Here is a 20,498-nt window from a genome sequence, read left to right on the forward strand (position 1 = left end):
AGCGATCGATAAAAGGGCAATCAACAAAAGGGGAATGCCATGACCAACGACAAACCGACCCATTCCAGTGTTCCGGCCGGCATCAGCCGCCGCTATTTTCTGCAGGTGACGGCGGCCGGCGTCGTGACCGCCACTGCGCTCGGCGCGTCCGGCCTGAAAGCCAGGGCGGCGGCTTACGAGAAATTCACCTGGATCTCGCCGCGCGGCACACTCGAAGTGCTGGACGATTATCCCTACTGGTCGGCGAAGAAGGCCGGCTATTTCGGCGACCTCAACACCGACATGCAGCCCGGCCCATCCGACGGCACCGCGACGGTGAAGTTCGTCGATGTCGGCCAGGCCGACATGGGCTTCCCCTCGCCCGGCGTCTTCTCTTTCGCCATCCAGAACGGCATGAAGCTGAAGTCGGTGTTCCACATGGGCGCGCGCGACACCTTCAGCATCGCCTTCCGCAAGGGCCAGGGCACCAAGAACCTCAAGGACCTCGAAGGCAAGACCATCCTGCTCGGCTCCGCCGCCTGGCAGGCGATCGTCGATCCACTGCTTGCCGCCCAGGGCGTCGACATCAAGAAGGTGAAATATGTCGAGGCCGGCTGGCCGACCTGGGGCACCGCGCTCGCCGGCGGCCAGGGCGACGCGGCGCTTTCCTGGGAGGGGCTGCGCGCCGAATGGATCGCCAAGGGCCTCGACTTCGAATATTGGCTGGGCGTGCAGAATTCGAAGCTGCCGGCCAACACTTTTGTGGTGCGCGCCGCCGACCTCGAGGATGCCGACAAAAAGGCCTTCCTGGAGAAATACCTGCGTGGCTGGGCGATGGGCCTCGAATTCGGCTACCAGAACCCGCGCGCCGCGGTCGAGGCCGTGTTCGAACAGTTCCCGACCTTGGCCAAGAACCTTGGGCCGGAGCTCGGCACCACCTCGATCCTGCAGCAGATCAACGTCTTCCGCGGCGACATGGACAAGCGCGGCGGCTGGGGCTCGCACGACATGGCGAGCTGGCAGGGCTTCTTCGACGAGATCCTCAAGATCGGCCAGATCACCGCGCCGGTGAAGGCCGAGGACGTCTGCACCAACGACCTGATCAAGGCCGCCAACGACTTCGACAAGGCCAAGGTCAAGGCCGACGCCGACGGCGTGAAGCTGTCGGAGGGCTTTGCCGCGCTCGACGTCGACAAGATCAAGGCGCACCTCTTCGATTCGGCGGTGAAGTGAGGCTCCTTTCCTCTCCCCCTCCGGAGGGAGAGGTGTCGCCGCGAAGCGGCGACGGAGTGGGGGAAGGCGTTCGCCAAATGCGCAATCGCTGCAAGACAGGCACAATCTGGCGGGCAAGAAACCTCAGGCCCGCGGCGAAGGTCGACCCCCACTCCGTCGAGCTTCGCTCGACACCTCTCCCCCGATCGACGGGGGAGAGGAAAGGGCCGGGTGATGAGCGGCGATCGATCGCCGCCCATGATTGAATCAAGGAATTAGGGAGGCTGACATGGCCGACAAGGTAAGAATTCTGGTGGTTGGTCTGGGCAATATGGGCGCCTCGCATGCAAGCGCCTATCACCGCTCTGAAGGCTTCGAGATCGTCGGCATCATGAGCCGCTCGATCAAGAGCAACAAGAAGATCCCGAAAGACCTCGCCGGCTACCCGCTCTACGAGGACTTCGACCTGGCGCTGAAGGAGACGAAACCGGACGCGGTCTCCATCAACAGCTGGCCAAACACGCACGCCGAATACGCCCTGAAGGCGATCGCCGCCAACTGCCATGTCTTCATGGAAAAGCCCCTGGCCACCAACATCGCTGACGCCGAGAAGGTGGTGGCTGCCGCGCGCGCGAAGAACCGCAAGCTGGTGCTGGGCTACATCCTGCGCGTCCATCCGTCCTGGATCAAATTCATCGAGGTCGGCAAGACGCTTGGCAAGCCGCTGGTGATGCGTTTGAACCTCAATCAGCAGAGCAGCGGCAGCGCCTGGCATTGGCACAAGAACCTGATCGACTCGCTGATCCCGATCGTCGATTGCGGCGTGCACTATGTCGACGTCATGTGCCAGCTGACCGGTGCCAAGCCGGTGCGCGTGCACGGCATCGGAGCCAAGCTCTGGGCCGAGGCCGACAAGCAGAATTACGGCCATCTGCACGTCACCTTCGACGACGGCTCGGTCGGCTGGTACGAGGCGGGCTGGGGCCCGATGATGAGCGAGACCGCCTATTTCGTGAAGGACGTGGTCGGCCCCAAGGGCGCCGTCTCGATTGTCGCCGGCCAGGGGGCAAGCAGCGCCAAGGACGCCGAAGAGGTATCCGATTCCGCCGACATCGACCGCCACACCAAGACCGACGCGCTGAAGATCCATTACGCGCAGGTCGATGGCGACAAGAATTTTTCCAAACCCGACGAGATCGTCAGCATGGAGGACGAGCCCGGACATCAGGAGCTTTGCGACCGCGAGCAGGCTTTCTTCCTGCGCGCCATCCGCGAGGACCTCGACTTGACCGAGCAGATGAATGCCGCGGTGAATAGCCTCCGCATCGTGCTGGCGGCGGAGCAGAGCATCGCGGAGAAGCGGACCGTCGAGCTGGCGTGAATTTCTCGGTCACCAGTCGAGCCAGCCCCCTCATCCGGCCGCTTCGCGGCCACCTTCTCCCCGCTGGGAGAAGAGGACTGGCGCCGGCGCCCAACAATCTCCTCTCCCCGGCGGGGAGAGGTCAGCCGAGCGAAGCGGAGGCTGGGTGAGGGTGAGTCCGCCAAGCCATTCTCAGCCTTCAGCAAGAACCTAACGGGAGGAACACAATGGCCGCGATCTCGAAGAGCTTGCTCGAAACCTATACCGAGTCAGACGCGCTTGGCTTGGCCAACCTGGTGAAGCGCGGCGAGGTCTCGCCGGCAGAGCTCGTCGAAGCGGCGATCACCACGATCGAGCGCCTCAACCCCTCGCTTAACGCTGTCGTCCATCGTCTCTACGACATGGCGCGTGCCCAGGCGGCGACGGTGGATAAGAATGCGCCCTTCGCCGGCGTGCCTTATCTGCTCAAGGAGCTCGCTTCGTCCTGGAAGGGCGCGCCCAACACCAATTCCTGCTTCTACCTGAAGGACTTCGTCGCCGATTCCGACAGTGAGGTGGTGCGCCGTATCAAGGCCGCCGGCCTCGTGCTTGTCGGCAAATCCAATGCGCCCGAGAATGGCTGGTCGATCACCACGGAACCGAAACTCTACGGCACGACGAAGAACCCCTGGAAGGAAGGCATCACGCCAGGAGGCTCGAGCGGCGGCGCCGCGGCCGCGATCGCTTCGCGCATGGTGCCGATCGCCGAGGCCAGCGACGGCGCCGGCTCGATCCGCGTGCCGGCTTCGTGCTGCGGCATTGTCGGCCTGAAGCCGTCGCGCGGCCGCGTCAGCCTCGCCCCCTTCGGCGACTATTGGTATGGCGGCGCCTATTTCCTCTGCTGCTCGCGCACGGTGCGCGATACCGCTGCCTATCTCGACGCGGTGGCCGGCGCCCTGCCCGGCGACGCCTACACGCCGCCGGTTCCGGCGGACAGTTGGCTGAACCTTTCCGCGCGGGCGCCGAAGAAACTGCGCGTCGGCTTTACCGTCACGCCGCCCAACGGCGCGGCGGTCGATCCTGACGTCAGGGCGACTGTGCTCTCCACGATTGCCGCGCTCGAACGCCTCGGCCACGCTATCGAGGAGCACGACATGCCGCTCGACGCCGATGCCGTGTGGAAAACCTACACCGACATGACCTGCGTGCAGACGGCGGCGACTTTCGATTTCCTGGAAACGCTGGTCGGCCGCCCCGTCACCACGAACGATGTCGAGCCGTTGACCTGGGCGATCATCCAGCGCGGCCGCGCGACCAGCGGCATCAAGCATATTTCGGATGTCGAGCAACTGAGGCTGATCAGTCGCGACATCGTCGGCGACCTCAACCCCTATGACATCTTCATCACCCCGACGCTGACGCAGCTGCCGCGCCCGCTCGGCTATTACGACATGTCGGAAACCGATCTCGACCGCTACAACGCCAAATGGGGCGACGCGGTCTTCAACTTCCCCTTCAACATCTCCGGCCTGCCGGCGATCTCGCTGCCGCTCGGCCAGTCGGCCGGCGGCGTGCCGATCGGCGTCCAGCTCGTCGGCCGTTACGGCGACGAGGCGACGGTGCTGGCGCTGTCATCACAGCTGGAAGACGCCATGTCGTGGAAGGATCGACGGCCGGCGCTGTAGGCGCCATCACCTATCGTTTGGCTTCCAGGGCATAGACCAGGCCCGGCTGGACGATCCACTCCCCGGGCCGCAGCGCCTCGACGTCATAGCGTCCGTCCGGATTGCGCGTTGCGACGCCGACATAGCGATAGCTGCAGCCATGGCCATCGACCACCGTCTCGCGGATGGGGTGGTCGGCCAGACGGCCAATGACCGCCCCTTTGTCCTTCGGATCGGCGAGGATGAAGTATTTGGTCGGAATGTTTTGGCCCAGCCGCGGAGCCATCCTGAATGGTGCGAACTGCATTTTGAAACTCGATTTGGCGCGCGCCGAAACTCGGGCGAGCTATGACACGCGACTAGATAGACGGCCGCTTCATATGAATTCGAGAGGGGATTCCACGCCGCTTTATATATGCGCCTTTATTCGCCCTGCCTGAGCCTGCGAACGGCCCAGTGACCTCGAAACGGCAAGCAGCCCGGGGTACCGGCAAGCAGCCTAAGGTCGCCCAAAACCCCTATAAAATTCCTATATCTTTCCCACCCGCTCCGTCTCGAACCTTTATGGCGATCGGGTCCATATTTTCCTTCGAAAAATGCTTTTGATCGCCGTCGCCGCCAAGATGACGTGCGTGCGCGTGCAGTTTTGAGCCCGCCACTGCGAGCCGAAAACACCAAGTGGAAACAAGGAAGACCTGCAATGGACCTCATAGTTCTCGGGATCGGGATTTTGTTCTTCGCCCTGTCCTTAGCCTACGTCAAAGCCTGCGGCATCATCTGAGCGGAAGGGCCGGATCATGCTTCTCGATTACATCCTCGGCGGCGCGGTGACCTTGTTCCTGCTCGCCTATCTCACTTACGCCCTCATCCGCCCAGAACGCTTCTGATCGGCGCCCGGAAGGTCACATCATGACACTCAATGGCTGGATACAGATCCTCGTCTTTTGCGGGATCCTGCTTTTGCTCGTGAAGCCGCTCGGCGGCTACATCTACCGCGTCTTCAGCGGCGAGCGCACCTTGCTGTCGCCGGTGCTCGTTCCGATCGAACGCGGCCTATACCGCCTCGCCGGAACCAGCGAGAAGGAAGAACAGCACTGGGCGGTCTACGCGACCGGCATGCTGCTTTTCAATCTCGCCGGCTTCCTCGTCCTTTATGCGCTGCAGCGGCTCCAGGGCGCGCTGCCCTACAATCCCGCGGGCATGGCGGCGGTCGAGCCCGGCCTCGCCTTCAACACGGCCGTCAGCTTCGTCACCAACACCAACTGGCAGAACTACGGCGGCGAAAGCACGATGTCCTATCTCGTGCAGATGGCCGGCCTCACCGTGCAGAACTTCGTGTCGGCTGCCACCGGCGTCGCCATCGCCATTGCGCTCATCCGCGGCTTCGCCCGCGCTTCCGGCAAGTCGATCGGCAATTTCTGGGTCGATCTCACCCGCTGCACGCTCTACGTGCTGTTGCCGGCCTGTATCGTTCTGACGCTCGTCTATGTCTGGCTCGGGGTCCCGCAGACGCTCGGTCCTTATGTCGACGCGACCACGCTGGAAGGCGCCAAGCAGACGATCGCGCTTGGCCCGGTGGCCTCGCAGCTCGCCATCAAGATGCTCGGCACCAATGGCGGCGGCTTCTTCAATGCCAACTCAGCGCATCCGTTCGAGAACCCGGACGCGATCTCGAACCTTATCCAGATGCTGTCGATCTTCGCGATCGGCGCCGCTCTCACCAACGTCTTCGGCCGCATGGTCGGTAATCAGCGCCAGGGCTGGGCGATCCTGGCCGCGATGGGCGTGCTGTTCCTCGTCGGTGTCACCGTCTGCTACTGGGCCGAGGCCGCCGGCAATCCGCTGGTCCATGCGCTCGGCATCGACGGCGGCAACATGGAAGGCAAGGAGACGCGCTTCGGCATCGCCGCGTCGGCGCTGTTCGCCGTCATCACGACGGCCGCCTCCTGCGGCGCCGTCAACGCCATGCACGATAGCTTCACAGCGCTTGGCGGCATGATCCCGCTCATCAACATGCAGCTCGGCGAGGTCATCGTCGGCGGCGTCGGCGCCGGCTTCTACGGCATCCTGATGTTCGTCGTCGTCGCCGTCTTCGTCGCCGGCCTGATGGTCGGCCGCACGCCCGAATATCTCGGCAAGAAGATCGAGGCCAAGGAGGTCAAGATGGCGATGCTGGCGATCCTCTGCCTGCCGCTGGCGATGCTGGTCTTCACGGCAATCGCCGTGGTCCTTCCGAGCGCCGTGGCCTCGATGGCCAATGGCGGCCCGCACGGCTTCGCCGAGGTGCTCTATGCCTATACCTCGGCGGCCGCGAACAACGGCTCGGCCTTCGGCGGCCTCTCCGGCAACACGCCCTGGTACAACATCACGCTGGGCCTCGGCATGCTGATGGGCCGCTTCCTGGTCATCGTCCCGGCTTTGGCCATCGCCGGCTCGCTGGCCGCCAAGAAGACCGTGCCCGCCTCGGCCGGTACCTTCCCGACCGACGGCACGCTGTTCGTCGGCCTGCTGGTCGGCGTCATAGTCATCGTCGGCGGCCTCACCTTCTTCCCGTCGCTCGCCGTCGGTCCGATCGTCGAGCACCTGGCGATGATCCATGGACAGACCTTCTGAGATGACCATGCCCCGCTTTAACGACATCCTTCGGAACGATCCTCACCAACCTGGTGATGGAGCGCCCGACAACGGAAGGGACGAGAAGCCTCGTCCCTTCCCGACCCTCTCAACCTTTCTCGGCATGGCGGCCGTGCTGTTCGTGCTGTGGCTGCTCGCCACCGGCCTTCCGCACCTGTTCCCGAAGACCGAACACCCGGCGCCGTCCAACGTAACCGATACTGGAGCCCAAAAATGAGCCAGTCCAAATCCGCGAGCATCATGGATGCGCGCATCCTGGTGCCCGCGACCGGCGGCGCCTTCCGCAAGCTTGATCCGCGCACGCTGGTCAAGAATCCGGTGATGTTCGTCGTCGCGGTCGTCTCTCTGCTCACCACCGTGCTTTTCATCCGCGACCTGGTTGCCGGCGGCGGCGATCTCGGCTTCACGCTGCAGATCATCATCTGGCTGTGGTTCACCGTGCTGTTCGCCAATTTCGCCGAAGCCGTCGCCGAAGGCCGCGGCAAGGCGCAGGCCGACTCGCTGCGCAAGGCGCGCACCGAGACCCAGGCCAAGCTGCTCACCAACGGCGACCGCGCCAAATTCAAGCTGGTGCCCGGCACCAGCCTGAAGGTCGGCGACATCGTCCTGGTCGAGGCCGGCGACATCATCCCGTCCGACGGCGAGGTGATCGAAGGTGTCGCCTCGGTCAACGAAGCGGCCATCACCGGCGAATCCGCGCCCGTCATCCGCGAATCCGGCGGCGACCGTTCGGCGGTCACAGGCGGCACCCAGGTCCTGTCCGACTGGATCCGCGTGCGCATCTCCGCCGCGTCCGGCCAGACCTTTCTCGACCGCATGATCTCGCTGGTCGAGGGCGCCGAGCGCCAGAAGACGCCGAACGAGATCGCGCTCAACATCCTGCTTGTCGGCATGACGCTGATCTTCGTGCTGGCGACCGCGACCATTCCGAGCTTCGCCTCCTATTCGGGCGGCTATATCCCGGTGACGATCCTCGTCGCTCTGTTCGTGACGCTGATCCCGACCACGATCGGCGCGCTGCTGTCGGCCATCGGCATCGCCGGCATGGACCGCCTGGTGCGCTTCAACGTGCTCGCCATGTCCGGCCGCGCCGTCGAGGCCGCCGGCGACGTCGACACGCTGCTGCTCGACAAGACCGGCACCATCACGCTCGGCAACCGCCAGGCGACCGAGTTCCGCCCGGTCAAGGGCGTCACCGAGCAGGAGCTGGCTGATGCCGCCCAGCTTGCTTCGCTCGCCGACGAGACGCCGGAAGGACGCTCGATCGTCGTGCTGGCCAAGGAGAAATACGCCATCCGCGCCCGCGACATGGCAACGCTGCACGCGACCTTCGTGCCCTTCACCGCGCAGACCCGCATGAGCGGCGTCGACATCGACGGCTCTTCGGTGCGCAAGGGCGCCGTCGATGCGGTTCTCACCCACGTCAATCAGGCGACCGTCGCCGCCCATGGCGCGCGCCCGACGAGCGAGACGATCCGCGACCTGCAGGCGATCGCCGATGAGATCGCCAAGGCCGGAGGCACGCCGCTGGCGGTCGAGCGCGACGGCCGCCTGCTCGGCGTCGTACACCTCAAGGACATCGTCAAGGGCGGCATCCGCGAGCGTTTTGCCGAGCTGCGCAAGATGGGCATCCGCACGGTGATGATCACCGGCGACAATCCGCTCACCGCGGCGGCGATTGCCGCCGAAGCCGGCGTCGACGACTTCCTTGCCCAGGCCACGCCCGAGAACAAGCTGTCGCTGATCCGCGAGGAGCAGGCCAAGGGCAAGCTGGTCGCCATGTGCGGCGACGGCACCAACGATGCGCCCGCACTTGCCCAAGCCGATGTCGGCGTCGCCATGAACACCGGCACGGTCGCCGCGCGCGAGGCCGGCAACATGGTCGACCTCGACTCGGACCCAACCAAGCTGATCGAGATCGTCGAGATCGGCAAGGCGCTCCTGATGACGCGCGGCTCGCTGACGACCTTCTCGATCGCCAACGACGTGGCCAAGTACTTCGCCATCATCCCGGCGATGTTCGCGGTCTTCTACGTCGCGCCCGGCCAGTCCGCCGGCCCGCTGCAGGCGCTCAACATCATGCACCTGGCGACGCCGCAGAGCGCCATCCTGTCGGCCATCATCTTCAACGCGCTGATCATCATCGCGCTTATCCCGCTGTCGCTCAAAGGCGTGAAGTATCGCGCCATCGGCGCCGGTTCGCTGCTCACCCGCAACCTGCTGGTCTACGGCCTCGGCGGCATCATCGTGCCGTTCGTCGGCATCAAGGCGATCGACCTGATCGTCACCGCCCTCGGCCTCGCATAAGGATTTATCCCGATGTTCAAGCAACTCAGACCCGCTTTTGTCATGATCGTCTTCTTCACGGTGCTGGCCGGCCTCGTCTATCCGATCGGCATGACCGGCATCGCCCAGGCGCTGTTTCCGAACCAGGCCAATGGCAGCCTGATCACCAGGGACGGCAAGGTGATCGGTTCCAGCCTGATCGGCCAGGCCTTTGCCGGCGATCGTTATTTCCACGGCCGGCCGTCGGCGGCCGGTGACGGTTACAACGCCGCCTCCTCCGGCGGCTCGAATCTCGGCCCGACCAATCCCAAGCTCATCGACCGCATCAAGGGCGACGCCGGAAAGCTGAAGGCCGAGAACCCGAACCAGCCGGTGCCGATGAACCTCGTCACCACCTCGGGCAGCGGCCTCGATCCCGACATCAGCCCCAACGCCGCTTATTTCCAGGTGGCGCGCGTCGCCAAGGCCCGCGGCGTGGACGAGGCCAAGGTGAAGGCGCTTGTCGACAGCCATGTCGAAGACCGCAAGCTTGGGGTTCTCGGCGAGCCGGTGGTCAACGTGCTGGCGCTGAACCTTGCCCTCGACGATTTGAAATAGCCAGCCAACGCGCCGGGGATCGACACGATCCCCGGCGCAATTCATGATTGGACCTGATGCCGGACGACAGGACCGACCCTCAGCACCGCCCCTCTCCCGACGCGCTCCTCGAGCATGCCGAGCGCGAGGGTCGCGGCCGCCTGCGCATATTCCTCGGCGCGGCACCCGGCGTCGGCAAGACCTACGAGATGCTGATGGCGGGCCGCGCCCGCCTCGCCGACGGCGTCGATGTCGTGATCGGCGTCGTCGAGACGCATGGCCGCAAGGAGACCCAGACCCTGGTCGACGGCTACGAGGTGATCCCGCGCCGCCTGGTCGACTATCGCAGCCAGACCTTGGACGAGATGGACATCGATGCCATCCTGAAGCGGCGCCCGGCGCTGGTCCTGGTCGACGAGCTCGCCCACACCAACGCGCCGGGCAGCCGGCATCCCAAGCGTTATCTCGATGTGCGGGAGATCCTTGCGCAAGGCATCGACGTCTACACCACGCTCAACATCCAGCATGTCGAGAGCCTGAACGATGTCGTCGCCCAGATCACGCGCGTCAGGGTGCGCGAGACGGTTCCCGATTCCATCATCGACGAGGCCGACGACATCGAGGTGATCGACCTCACGCCCGACGACCTGATCAAGCGGCTGCAGGACGGCAAGGTCTATTTCCCCAACACCGCGCAGCGCGCGATCGAGAACTATTTTTCGCCGGGCAATCTGACGGCGCTCCGCGAGCTGGCCCTGCGCCGCACGGCCCAGCGCGTCGACGAGCAGTTGCTCAACCATATGCAGTCGCACGCCATTCCGGGGCCGTGGGCGGCCGGCGAGCGGGTTCTCGTCTGCGTCGACTCGCAGCCCGGCGGGGCGGCCCGCATCCGCTATGCGCGCAGGCTCGCCGACCGGCTGCGCGCGCCCTGGACGGCGCTGCATGTCGACACGCCACGCCTGGCAGGCCTGTCCGAGGAGGACAAGGATCGCCTGGCCAGGAATCTTCGACTCGCCGAGCAGCTCGGCGCCGAGATCGCCACCATTCCCGGCCAGAACGTCGCCCAGGACATCGTGCGCCACGCGACGACGAACAACTTCACCCATATCGTCATCGGCAGGCCGACCCGCTCGCGCTGGCGCGAGCTGATCGAGGGCTCGCTCACCTACGACCTGATCCGCAATGCCGGCGACATCAGCGTCCATGTCATCTCAGGAACCGAGCGCAACGCCGACGCGCCGTCGGCGCGGGTGAAGGCCGCGCCCGAGCAGAAGTCGTTCCAGATCTGGCCTTATCTGTTCTCGACGGCCTATGTCGCCAGCGCGCTGGCCGTCAGCTCGGTTCTCGACCAGTTCCTCGACGTCCGCAACCTCGCCAGCGTCCTGCTTCTGGCTGTTCTGACATCGGCGGTGACGTTCGGACTTTGGCCGGCGCTATATGCCTGTTTCCTGAGCGCCCTTGCCTTCAACTTCTTTTTCCTCGAGCCGCGCTACACGCTGACGATCAGGGATCCGGAGAGTATCGTTGCGTTCTGCGTCTTCCTCGTCGTCGCCGTCATCGCCAGCAATCTGACGGCGCGCGTGCAGCGCCAGGCGGTCGCTGCGCGCTCGCGGGCGCGCGCCACCGAGGACATCTATTCCTTCTCCAAGAAGCTCGCCGGCGCCGGCACGCTGGACGACGTGTTGTGGGCCACCGCCTTCCAGATCGCCTCGATGCTGAAGGTCCGCGTCGTGCTGCTTTTGCCGGAAAACGGCACCATCACCGTCAAGGCCGGCTATCCGCCGGACGACACCCTGGCCGAGGCCGACATCGCGGCCGCCCGCTGGGCCTGGGAGCACAACCGCGCCGCCGGCCGCGGCGCCGACACCCTGCCCGGCGCGAAACGTCTCTATCTCCCCTTGCGTACCGAGCGAACCGCGATCGGCGTGGTTGGCCTCGACAACGACAAGCAAGGACCGCTGCTGACGCCCGAGCAGCAGCGTTTGCTCGACGCCCTCGCCGATCAGGCCGCGGTGGCCATCGAGCGCGTCCAGCTCGTCGCCGATGTCGACCACGCCAGGCTTGCGGCAGAAGCCGACCGGCTGCGCTCGGCGTTGCTCACCTCCATCTCGCATGATCTGAAGACGCCGCTTGCCGCGATCATGGGCGCGGCCGGCACGCTGAAGGAATTCGCGCCGGCGCTGCCGGAAAAGGATCGCGTGGAACTTCTGTCGACGGTTGTCAGCGAGTCCGAGCGGCTGAACCGCTTCATCGCCAATCTGCTCGACATGACCAGGATCGAGTCGGGCGCGATGGAACCGAATTATGCGCTCAATTATGTCGGCGACGTCGTCGGCTCGGCGCTGAACCGGGCGCGGACGATCACCGCCGAGCACAGGATAGAGACCGACATCCCGGCCGATCTGCCGATGCTGCGGCTCGATCCCGTGCTGTTCGAGCAGGCTCTGTTCAACCTGCTCGACAATGCCGCCAAATACGCCTTGCCCGGCTCGGCCATCCGCCTGCAGGCCTGGGTCGACAATGGCGCGGTCATCCTGCAGGTGATGGATGAGGGGCCGGGCATCCCGCCGGACGACCTGGAGCGGATATTCGATACCTTCTACCGCGTGCGCAAACGCGATCAGGTGCGCGCCGGCACCGGTCTCGGCCTGTCGATCAGCCGCGGCTTCATCGAGGCGATGGGCGGGACGATCGCGGCGGCCAACCGCACCGACCGTCCGGGCGCGATCTTCACCATCCGCATGCCGGTGCCGGCTGAGTTGCCGGCGCTCGGCGCACCCCTTACGGATGATGCGGCATGACAAACCGGACCGTCTCCATTTTGGTCGTCGACGACGAGCCGCCGATCCGTAAATTGCTGCGGGTCGGCTTGAGCAGCCAGGGCTATGCGGTCTCCGAGGCGCCGAGCGCCAAGGCGGCGCTCGAACTCATGCAGGCCGAACGACCCGACCTGATCCTGCTCGATCTCGGCCTGCCCGGCATGACCGGTCTCGATCTGCTCGGCAAATGGCGCGGCGAGGGCCTCGACATTCCGGTCGTGATCCTCTCCAGCCGCACCGATGAGGCCGGCATCGTTTCGGCGCTGGAGGTCGGCGCCGACGACTATGTGACCAAGCCCTTCGGCATGAACGAGCTGGTCGCGCGCATCCGCGTCGCGCTGCGCCACAAGTTCCAGCAGCAAGGCGAGAAGCCGGTGTTCCATACCGGCGACCTTTCCGTCGACCTGGTCAAGCGCATCGTCAAGGTCGAGGGCAAGGAAGTGAAACTGTCGCCCAAGGAATACGACATCCTGCGCATGCTCGTGCAATATGCCGGCAAGGTGCTGACCCATCAGTTCCTGATGAGGCAGATCTGGAACGACTCGACCGACGTCCAGTATCTGAGGGTCTATGTGCGCCAGCTGCGGCAGAAGATCGAGAAGACGCCGGACCAGCCGCGTTACATTATCACCGAGACCGGCGTCGGGTATCGGTTGCGCGAGGTGGACGGAAACGAATAAGGCGACCGACTTTTCGCCGATCGCCTCGAAACGAATACCCTTGTTCGCCAATCAATCCGCCGACAAATCCGCCGTCCGCGCCAGCGCGCTTCCAAAACCGTTGAGCGAGATGGTGAAGGAGATCGGCTGCGTCGTGTCGGCGGCGATCGCGTTGACCTTCAGCGTGGTGCCGTTCTGCAAGAGCGGCGTGGTGCCGGCATCGAACGTCACCGGCACCAGGCAACCGACCGCCTGGCAGGTGTTGAACTGCAGCGTGCCGTCGAGCTTCTTGTCGTCGATCTCGAGCGAGATGCCGTTGGCCAAGGCAAGCCCGAAGGGCAGCGCCAGCGTGCCGGCGGCGTCCTGGCCGGTCTTGGTCGTCAATTCGATCGCCAGCAGCCGCTGGCCGCTCTGCTTGTTGAACTGCTGATGCGACAGGCTGCAGACCTTGTTGGTGCCGGTGACCTGACAGTTGACCGTCCAGTCGCCATGCGTCTCCGACAGCGCCGAGGCGCCGCCCGGCAGTTGCGGCTTGCCCGCCGCGTCGCCCGGCTGGGCCGCGGGCGCCACCTTGTCGCCCTTGTTCTGCGCGGCAAGTCCGGCTGCCGGCACACCGGCAATGCAGGCGGCTGCCAGCATCGCCGCGAGATACGCGTACTTGGTATTCATGATATCCCTTCTTGGCCGCCGCCCCGCGTCAGCTGAAAGCTGACCTTCAGAGACGTGCCGACCGCGTTCTGCTTGACGTTTCCCCGAAGGCGCCGTTCTGCCTGACCGCCATCGAGATCCAGCCCGGCGCCGACCCGATAGAGCGGCGAATCGATGGCTTCCGTCAAGTGCAATGCCGGGTTGCAGGGCAGATTCTCGGCGGCGGCGAAGCGCCCCTCGATCCCCATTGCTTGGCGCAGTACCCATGCCGACAGCCGGTGATATCGCCGGTCGGAACTTCGGCACCGAGCTTGAACGCCGGCGTCGCGCCGTGGACGGTCGCGCGGTTTGCGTCCACGCCATCACGTTTCACAGTCGGCCCATGGCGTTATTGACTGGCCGCACTATATAAAACACATCGTTTTTCGTATGGGAGCCGTACGGATGCTTCGTCACACCCTGACTGTTCTTGCAGGCGCCGTGCTGGCGGCCGCGATTTCTCAGACTGCGCCGTCTTATGCGCAAATCGTCATCCCGACGAACCGCAACGCGTTGGTGCAGCAGAACGAGCTGCAGCAGTTGCAGAACAGGTTGCAGCGGCAGCAATATCAGCAGCAGCAGCAAATCTATCGCGAGCTCGACCGGCCGACCCCACCCAGCAACCAGCCCGATGTGCCGGTATATGACAAGACATGCCGGATGGAAGCGGTCGGCAACACGATTTCCAGGGTTTGCCGCTGACATTTTGTTTTTTTCAGTTTATTAGCCGACTTACTTGCTGGCAAAATGCCGGATTGCAAGGGCGGTGGTTTTAGGGTTTGCAGGAGGACAGGTTTTTGCCGCGCGGAGGGCGTGTGGCGGGATGCTGCTCTCACCGGAATTTGGGATGGCAACGACCAAGAAGAAAGCAGTTCGCAAAGCCAGGAAAGGCCAACGGATCCGCCAGGTGGCGGCCATTCCGTATCGATTGCGGGAAGACGGCAGCCTCGAAGTGTTGCTGGTCACCTCACGCACCACGCGGCGCTTCATCGTGCCCAAGGGTTGGCCGATGAAGGGCAAGAGCGGGCGCAAGGCGGCAGCGATCGAAGCCCAGGAGGAAGCCGGCGTTCTGGGCAAGACGCTGAAGCAGCCTGCCGGCACCTATTCCTATTGGAAACGCATGACCAACGGCTTCATTCGCGTCGACGTTGCGGTCTACCTGCTGCAGGTCACCGAGGAACTCGCCGACTGGCAGGAAGCCGCGAACCGGCAGCGCGCGTGGCTGCCGGCGGCCGACGCCGCCCTACTCATCGACGAGCCGGAGCTTTCGACGCTGCTGAGGGATCTGACTGTTCCGGCGACCGATCCGGCATAACAGCCTCGGTTCTGCCTGATGCCCTCATTCGCTGCTTGACTCATACATATCCCAGTGGTTATACGTCGATCAATAGCCAACGGGTTATTGATTGGGATGACAACCGCGCATGACATGCTGTTCAGGACGCTTGCCGATCCGACGCGGCGCGCCATCTTCGAACGTCTGTGCCGCCAGGGTGAGCAGACGGTCGGCGCCCTCACCGCGCAGGCCGGCGTGTCGCAGCCGGCGGTGTCGAAGCATCTGGGCGTGCTCAAGGAGGCGGGTCTGGTGCGAGACCGTCACGAAGGGCGCCAGACCCATTACAGCGCGCAGCTCAAGGCGCTGGCGCCGTTGATGGACTGGACGCGCGACATGGCGGGGTTTTGGGAAAGCCGGTTCGACGATCTGGAAGACCTGCTCAAAAGGATGGATCAATGAATGAAGCCGCAACGCGCTCCGTCATCGTCGAGCGCGAGATACCTTTTCCACCGGAAAAGATCTGGCGTGCGCTCACCCAACCGCATCTCATCGAGGAGTGGTTGATGAAGAACAACTTCAAGCCGGTCGTGGACCATCGCTTCAGCCTGAACGCCGAATGGGGTGGCGTCGACTGCCAGGTGCGCATGGTCGAGCCCAACAGAACTCTCTCCTACAGCTGGGACACCAAGGATCTCGAGAGCGTGGTCACCTGGACGCTCACCCCAAGGGGCACGGGCACGCATCTGCGCATGGAGCAGGTCGGCTTCCGCACGGATCAGGAGCCGTACTACCGCGGCGCCACGGTGGGCTGGAAGCGCAACTTCACGGCCCTGGAGCAACTGCTTTCGCGGATCGATTGACATCCGCCGAAGCGTCAAAAGACAGACACGGTCCTGGCGGGGCGGCAAACCGCAGGCGTAAGCAATGGAGGCACGAAAATGAAGATCAAGCTGACCAGCATCTATGTCGACGACCAGGAAAAGGCCCTCGGCTTCTACACCGGCGTGCTGGGCTTCACCAAGAAGGCCGACTTCACCAACGGACCGTTTCGCTGGCTAACTGTCGTCTCGCCGGACGACCCCGACGGCACCGAGCTGCAGCTGGCGCTGAATGACAACCCCGCCGCAAAGACCTATCAGCAGGCCATCTTCAAGCAGGGCCAGCCGGCGCTGATGCTGTTCACCGACGACGTCAAGGCCGACCATGAGCGCATCAAGGCCAATGGCGGCACCTTCGCCATGGCGCCGACCGCGGTAACCGGTGCCACCATCGCGCAGCTCAACGACACCTGCGGCAACCTCATTCAGCTTTCGCAGCTGGCGCGCTGGTAGAGAGCTCGATCCGTCTCGTCGTTCGCAAGGGAGGTTAGATTGAACTGGAGCAAGTGGATCAGGCGCCTTCACCGCTGGCTGTCGATCATCTTCACCGTCACCGTCATTGCCAATTTCGCCGCCATGGCCATGGGCCCGCCGCCGGCCTGGATCGTCTATTCGCCATTGATCCCGCTTTTTCTGCTGCTGTTCAGCGGGCTCTATATGTTCGTGCTGCCCTATATCGGCAGGCAGCGCGGTGAGCCGGCGGGCGAACGCACAGGATCGGCCTGATGACGAAGGCGAAATCGAAGGCTGCCGGGTCCGCGGACGCGAAACCTGTCCTGCTTTCAGGTGGCAACCCGCAGATCGCCAAGGGCTATGGCGACGCTCCCGTGCAGGCCTATATCGCGGCGATGCCGGGCTGGAAGAGCGAGGTAGGACGCCGGCTCGACCAACTTATCATTGAGGCCGTTCCCGATGTGCAAAAGGCCGTCAAATGGAACTCTCCATTCTACGGCATGGAAGGCGAAGGCTGGTTCCTCGGCATCCACTGCTTCGCCAAATACATCAAGGTGGCGTTCTTCCGCGGCCTGTCGCTGAAGCCCGTGCCGCCTGTCGAATCCAAGAGCAAGGACACGCGCTATGTCCACATCCATGAGAATGACCGGCTCGACGAGGAGCAGTTCGTCTCCTGGGTGAAGCAAGCAAGCCAGCTGCCCGGCGAACGGATGTAGCGCACGGGCGATCAAGCGCCGTCTCCCTGAAAGAGACATGATTGCAATTTCCATTCAGCCCCAGGAGAACCGAACATGCAAAAAGACGGCGTGCAGGGCGAGAAGTCTCCGTCCGAGCTGATCGGCGCGAGGATCGAGGAACTCGGCGACTGGCGTGGCGAGACACTTGCCCGTCTCCGAGCCCTGATCCGGCAAGCCGCACCCGAAGCGGTTGAGACATGGAAATGGCGCGGCGTGCCGGTCTGGGAGGATGCCGGCATGATCTGCACGGGCGAGACCTACAAAGCTGTCGTCAAGCTGACCTTCGCCAGGGGTGCGGCGCTGCCCGATCCCAACAAGCTCTTCAACTCCAGCCTCGAAGGCAATACCAGGCGCGCCATCGATTTCAAGGAAGGCGACACGATCAACGCCGACGCCCTGAAGGCGCTCGTCCGCGAAGCCGTGACCCTCAACAGATCGAAGACCAAACGCTGAGAGACGGCTGCCGCTATCGGATTGATGTTGCCGGCTTTTTCTTCCGTGGTCTCGCACCGCGCATCGATACTAGGCGTCAAATGTCGCCATCACGCGGCGTAAGCATCCTTCCGTTGCTGAGCAATAATTCATGAAACAAATACTGGCCAAATTTATCGGCCGTTAAGCCAGGCGCGCTATCTGAATCGATGTCGCCAGTAACTGGACGACATGCGGGGAAGAACATCGTCTCAACCGACGGATGACCCAGTCGGACAGACACCGAGGGAGCCAACACGAGCTCCATGGGAATGGGATGAAGCTCTCATCGACCGATGCCGCCCCGCGTCTCATCGGGTTGGTCTGGCCGTTCGTCGCGGTCGTCCTGATCCAGGCACTGGTTGCGACCCTCAGCCTCCACACGCTGTCCGCCGTCCGCGCCTATGTCGGCGGTGAAAGCCAATGGTCGAAGGGGCAGAAGCACGCCATCTATTTCCTCAGCCTCTACGCCGACACCGGCCGCGAAGAGTATTTCAACGAATATCGTCAGGCCATCGCCGTGCCGCTCGCCGATCGCGCCGCGCGGCTGGCGCTCGAACAGGCCGAGCCCGACACGGATGCGGCCCGGCTTGGCTTTCTTGGCGGCAACAACCACCCCGACGATATCGCCGGGCTGATCTGGCTGTTCCGCAATTTCCGCCGCGTCAGCTATCTCGACACCGCGATCCGCCACTGGACGGCTGCCGACGAGATGATCCTCGCCATCGAAAGACTGGGCGACGACATGCATCGCAGGCTCGAAAAGGGACCGGGATCGTCAGCCGAGATCGGCCTCTGGAAAGCGCAAATCCACCAGATCGACCACCGGATCGGGCCGCTGGCCAAGGCTTTTTCCGACAGCCTCGGCGAGGGGTCGCGTGTCATCAAGATGGCGCTGACGGCGGCCAATCTCGCGACAGCCGCGCTGCTTATCCTGCTCGCCGTCTGGCGCACGCGCAAGCTGATGAAACAGCGCCAGGCATTTCAGACAGCCCTCAACGCCGAGCGTGAGCGTGCTCAGATCACATTGGCCTCGATCGGCCAGGCCGTCATCAGCACGGATGCCGAGGGGCGGCTGGACTATATGAATGCCGGAGCGGAAAGGCTGCTTGCCTGCCCGCTGGCCGCCGCCAGGGGCAGATCGGTCGCCTCATTGTTCCGGCTTGTCGACAAAGACAGCGGCGTCGAGGAGACCGATCTGATTGCCCGCCTGCTGGCAGGCGAGCCGCGCCGCTCCAATGTGCGCCCGCAACTTCTGGAGCGTCTCGACGGCTCGGTCGTGCCGGTGGCGCTAAACGGCGCGCCGCTGATCGTTTCCGGCACGATCCTCGGTTGCGTCCTGGCCCTGCACGACATGACACGCGAGCAGGACTATATCGAGCGCCTGTCGTGGCAGGCATCGCATGATGCGCTGACCGGTCTCGTCAACCGTCGCGACTTCGAGAACCGGCTGGCGGGCGCGATCTCCGAAGCGCCGGAAAGACCGCGCCGGCACGCGCTGATGTATCTCGACCTCGATCAGTTCAAGCTGGTCAACGACACATGTGGCCATGCCGCCGGCGACCAGTTGCTGCGCCAGATCTCGGTGCTGCTCGCCAACGAGCTGCCGCCCGGCGACATATTGGCGAGGCTGGGCGGCGACGAGTTCGGTGTGCTGCTCTTCGATTGCGATGCCGACTGCGCCGCCGCGACCGCGGAGCGCTTGCGCGCCACGGTTCAGGATCTGCATTTCTCCTGGGATGGACGTCCCTTCAACATCAGTGTCAGCATCGGCATGGTCGAGGTCGCCAATGCCGGCATGACGCTGGAGGAGGTGCTGCGCGCCGCCGACGTCGCCTGCTACATGGCGAAGGAAAAGGGCCGCAACCGCGTCCAGCTCCACAGCGACGGCGACTCAGCGCTGCGCGAGCGCTTCGGCGAGATGGCCTGGGTGCAGCGCCTGCATGCGGCGCTGGACGAGAACCGCTTCAGGCTGCATGCGCAGGAGATCGTGCCGTTGCGGGACGATATTGCCGAGGCAGGCGCGCATATCGAGATCCTGCTGAGGCTGACCGATGAGGACGGCAGCTTCGTCACCCCGCAGAGCTTCATTCCGGCGGCGGAGCGCTACGGATTGATGCCGGCGATCGACCGCTGGGTGGTGCGCAACACCTTCGCCATTTTGGCGGCGAGGCTCACCGATCCGCGCGCGGTGCCGATATCCACCTGCGCGATCAATCTCTCCGGCGCCACATTCGGCGACGAGACGTTTCTCGGCTTCATGCGCGAGCAGTTCGCCGCGCACGCCATCGCGCCCGAGACGATCTGCCTGGAGATCACCGAGACCAGCGCCATCGCCAATCTGACCGAGGCGATGCGCTTCATCGCCGACCTGCGTGGGCTCGGCTGCCGCTTCGCGCTCGACGATTTCGGTTCCGGCATGTCGTCCTTCGCCTATCTGAAGCATCTGCCGGTCGACTACCTCAAGATCGACGGAGGCTTCGTCAAGGACATGCTCGATGACCGCATCGATCGCGCGATGGTCGAGATGATCCATCATATCGGCAAGGTCACGGGAAAGCGCACAATCGCCGAATTCGTCGAAAGCGACGGCATCGTCGAGGCCTTGAAAGCGATCGACGTCGACTATGCGCAAGGCTATGCGATTGCCCGGCCCCAGCCATTCGATGCCACCACCGTCCTGCGCGGCAATCGCGGTGAGCGCGATGCAACGGCGGATGGCTGGGAGACCTTGGCGCGGACGCTGCGCCGCAAGGCCGGCTAGAGGAATTCCAGGAAAAGTGCGCAGCGGTTTTCCGTCCGGAATTCCGTAAAAACAAAGAGATAGC

22 protein-coding genes are annotated in these 20,498 nt (G+C 64.1%); 19 read left to right on the forward strand and 3 right to left on the reverse strand.

Features of this window, described 5'->3' with window-relative positions; all coding sequences use genetic code 11:
• The first annotated feature begins 39 nt into the window (after positions 1-39).
• The 3 genes from RFM41_RS02475 to RFM41_RS02485 all read left to right on the forward strand — a co-directional run bounded on the left by RFM41_RS02475 (position 40) and on the right by RFM41_RS02485 (position 4,215).
• Entirely contained in the window at positions 40-1,212 is a 1,173-nt protein-coding gene (locus tag RFM41_RS02475) for an ABC transporter substrate-binding protein (RefSeq protein WP_320245967.1), read from the forward strand.
• A 268-nt stretch (positions 1,213-1,480) separates the two neighbouring features.
• Complete coding sequence (locus RFM41_RS02480; protein WP_320245968.1) at positions 1,481-2,572, forward strand: Gfo/Idh/MocA family oxidoreductase; 1,092 nt, start codon at positions 1,481-1,483, stop codon at positions 2,570-2,572.
• A gap of 206 nt (positions 2,573-2,778) precedes the next feature.
• Positions 2,779-4,215 (forward strand): amidase, encoded by a 1,437-nt coding sequence (locus RFM41_RS02485; RefSeq protein WP_320245970.1) that lies wholly within the window; start codon positions 2,779-2,781, stop codon positions 4,213-4,215.
• Positions 4,216-4,225: 10 nt separating this feature from the next.
• Here the strand turns inward: RFM41_RS02485 and RFM41_RS02490 are convergent, their stop codons facing one another.
• A complete protein-coding gene (locus RFM41_RS02490) occupies positions 4,226-4,501 on the reverse strand; it encodes a hypothetical protein (protein WP_320245972.1) in 276 nt (91 codons plus the stop codon).
• A gap of 490 nt (positions 4,502-4,991) precedes the next feature.
• On the opposite strand from RFM41_RS02490, the gene RFM41_RS02495 reads away from it, so the two are divergent.
• The 7 genes from RFM41_RS02495 to RFM41_RS02525 are packed head-to-tail and all read left to right on the forward strand — an operon-like array spanning position 4,992 to position 13,189.
• Entirely contained in the window at positions 4,992-5,081 is a 90-nt protein-coding gene (locus RFM41_RS02495; RefSeq protein ID WP_040990279.1) for a K(+)-transporting ATPase subunit F, read from the forward strand.
• 22 nt (positions 5,082-5,103) lie between these two features.
• Positions 5,104-6,807, forward strand: a complete 1,704-nt coding sequence (gene kdpA, locus RFM41_RS02500) for a potassium-transporting ATPase subunit KdpA (RefSeq protein WP_320245973.1) — start codon at positions 5,104-5,106, stop codon at positions 6,805-6,807.
• Positions 6,791-7,045 carry a hypothetical protein gene (locus RFM41_RS02505; RefSeq protein ID WP_320319244.1) on the forward strand — a complete coding sequence of 85 codons (255 nt, stop codon included), beginning with the start codon at positions 6,791-6,793 and terminating at the stop codon, positions 7,043-7,045. The genes kdpA and RFM41_RS02505 overlap by 17 nt, the downstream gene beginning before the upstream one ends.
• On the forward strand, positions 7,042-9,135 hold the full coding sequence (gene kdpB / locus RFM41_RS02510; RefSeq protein ID WP_320245975.1) for a potassium-transporting ATPase subunit KdpB: 2,094 nt from the start codon (positions 7,042-7,044) through the stop codon (positions 9,133-9,135). Before RFM41_RS02505 ends, kdpB begins: the two co-directional genes overlap by 4 nt.
• A 12-nt stretch (positions 9,136-9,147) precedes the next feature.
• A complete protein-coding gene (gene kdpC / locus RFM41_RS02515) occupies positions 9,148-9,711 on the forward strand; it encodes a potassium-transporting ATPase subunit KdpC (protein WP_320245977.1) in 564 nt (187 codons plus the stop codon).
• A 56-nt stretch (positions 9,712-9,767) separates the two neighbouring features.
• Complete coding sequence (locus RFM41_RS02520) at positions 9,768-12,491, forward strand: DUF4118 domain-containing protein (RefSeq protein ID WP_320245979.1); 2,724 nt, start codon at positions 9,768-9,770, stop codon at positions 12,489-12,491.
• Positions 12,488-13,189, forward strand: coding sequence for a response regulator transcription factor (locus RFM41_RS02525; RefSeq protein ID WP_320245980.1), 702 nt, complete (start codon positions 12,488-12,490; stop codon positions 13,187-13,189). Before RFM41_RS02520 ends, RFM41_RS02525 begins: the two co-directional genes overlap by 4 nt.
• Before the next feature lie 51 nt (positions 13,190-13,240).
• On the opposite strand, the gene RFM41_RS02530 is transcribed toward RFM41_RS02525, so the two are convergent.
• Entirely contained in the window at positions 13,241-13,837 is a 597-nt protein-coding gene (locus RFM41_RS02530) for an invasion associated locus B family protein (RefSeq protein ID WP_320245982.1), read from the reverse strand.
• Positions 13,834-14,064, reverse strand: a complete 231-nt coding sequence (locus tag RFM41_RS02535) for a hypothetical protein (protein WP_320245983.1) — start codon at positions 14,062-14,064, stop codon at positions 13,834-13,836. Before RFM41_RS02535 ends, RFM41_RS02530 begins: the two co-directional genes overlap by 4 nt.
• Positions 14,065-14,260: 196 nt before the next feature.
• Between RFM41_RS02535 and RFM41_RS02540 the strand changes: the two genes are divergently transcribed.
• The 9 genes from RFM41_RS02540 (at position 14,261) to RFM41_RS02580 (ending at position 20,434) form a co-directional block, all read left to right on the forward strand.
• Positions 14,261-14,557, forward strand: coding sequence for a hypothetical protein (locus RFM41_RS02540; protein ID WP_320245984.1), 297 nt, complete (start codon positions 14,261-14,263; stop codon positions 14,555-14,557).
• Between the two features lie 145 nt (positions 14,558-14,702).
• Complete coding sequence (locus RFM41_RS02545) at positions 14,703-15,170, forward strand: NUDIX hydrolase (RefSeq protein ID WP_320245985.1); 468 nt, start codon at positions 14,703-14,705, stop codon at positions 15,168-15,170.
• A gap of 96 nt (positions 15,171-15,266) precedes the next feature.
• Complete coding sequence (locus RFM41_RS02550; protein ID WP_040990288.1) at positions 15,267-15,590, forward strand: ArsR/SmtB family transcription factor; 324 nt, start codon at positions 15,267-15,269, stop codon at positions 15,588-15,590.
• Positions 15,587-15,991, forward strand: coding sequence for an SRPBCC family protein (locus RFM41_RS02555; protein WP_320245986.1), 405 nt, complete (start codon positions 15,587-15,589; stop codon positions 15,989-15,991). The genes RFM41_RS02550 and RFM41_RS02555 overlap by 4 nt, the downstream gene beginning before the upstream one ends.
• A 78-nt stretch (positions 15,992-16,069) precedes the next feature.
• On the forward strand, positions 16,070-16,462 hold the full coding sequence (locus tag RFM41_RS02560; RefSeq protein ID WP_320245987.1) for a VOC family protein: 393 nt from the start codon (positions 16,070-16,072) through the stop codon (positions 16,460-16,462).
• A gap of 39 nt (positions 16,463-16,501) precedes the next feature.
• Positions 16,502-16,735, forward strand: a complete 234-nt coding sequence (locus RFM41_RS02565; protein ID WP_320245988.1) for a hypothetical protein — start codon at positions 16,502-16,504, stop codon at positions 16,733-16,735.
• Complete coding sequence (locus RFM41_RS02570; protein WP_320245989.1) at positions 16,735-17,178, forward strand: DUF1801 domain-containing protein; 444 nt, start codon at positions 16,735-16,737, stop codon at positions 17,176-17,178. The genes RFM41_RS02565 and RFM41_RS02570 overlap by 1 nt, the downstream gene beginning before the upstream one ends.
• Before the next feature lie 75 nt (positions 17,179-17,253).
• Positions 17,254-17,652, forward strand: a complete 399-nt coding sequence (locus RFM41_RS02575) for a DUF1801 domain-containing protein (protein ID WP_320245990.1) — start codon at positions 17,254-17,256, stop codon at positions 17,650-17,652.
• 295 nt (positions 17,653-17,947) lie between these two features.
• Positions 17,948-20,434, forward strand: coding sequence for an EAL domain-containing protein (locus RFM41_RS02580; RefSeq protein ID WP_320245992.1), 2,487 nt, complete (start codon positions 17,948-17,950; stop codon positions 20,432-20,434).
• Positions 20,435-20,498: the final 64 nt, after the last annotated feature.

Origin of the sequence: Mesorhizobium vachelliae, assembly GCF_033977325.1 — a bacterium.
In the GTDB taxonomy this organism is placed as follows: domain Bacteria; phylum Pseudomonadota; class Alphaproteobacteria; order Rhizobiales; family Rhizobiaceae; genus Mesorhizobium; species Mesorhizobium vachelliae.